Raw genomic sequence first — 694 nt, 5'->3', positions numbered from 1 at the left:
CCGCCGGAGTTCGAGGAGGCGGCCAGATCGGGAGGTGAGCCGATGGCGGTACCACGCGGATCGCTGTTGGTGAGGCGTGCCGCATGACGCTTCCCGGTATCGGCCCGTTACCGCTCTACGGGTTCCAGCGTCCCGCCCTGTTGTTGTTCGGATTGGTGCCGCTGGCCCTGCTGGGCCTCTACGTCTACGTCGCGGCCCGGCGCCGCCAACGCCTGCACCGGTACACCGAGGCCCCGGTTGCACAGTCGCCGTGGCGGCACCTGCCGATCGCCATATCGCTGCTGTGCCTGGTGTTTTTGACGATCGCGCTGGCCACCCCCACCCACGACATGCGCATCCCGCTCAACCGCGCGGTGGTGATGCTGGTGATCGACGTCTCGGAGTCGATGGCGTCCAACGACGTGCCGCCCAACCGACTGGCGGCGGCCAAGGAGGCCGGCAAGCAATTCGCCGAGCAGCTGACCCCGGCGATCAACCTGGGCCTGGTGGAGTTCGCCGCCAACGCCACGCTGCTGGTTCCGCCGACGACCAACCGCGGCGCGGTGAAGGCGGGCATCGACAGTCTGCAGCCGGCTCCGAAAACGGCTACCGGAGAAGGCATTTTCACCGCATTGCAGGCGATCGCGACGGTCGGCTCGGTGATGGGCGGCGGCGACGGGCCGCCACCGGCGCGGATCGTGCTGGAATCCGACGG

Annotated in this window: 1 protein-coding gene; it reads left to right on the top strand. The window is 68.9% G+C overall.

From position 1 onward, the window contains the following. Positions 1 to 83: 83 nt before the first annotated feature. Positions 84 to 694 (top strand): VWA domain-containing protein (locus A5625_RS23555; protein ID WP_156748491.1); only part of this gene is annotated, 611 nt, incomplete at its 3' end.

The organism is Mycobacterium sp. 1465703.0 (assembly GCF_001672975.1).
Taxonomy (GTDB): Bacteria; Actinomycetota; Actinomycetes; order Mycobacteriales; family Mycobacteriaceae; genus Mycobacterium.
The sequence above is the reverse complement of the archived record's forward strand: the minus strand, read 5'-3'. Positions and strand labels throughout refer to the sequence as shown.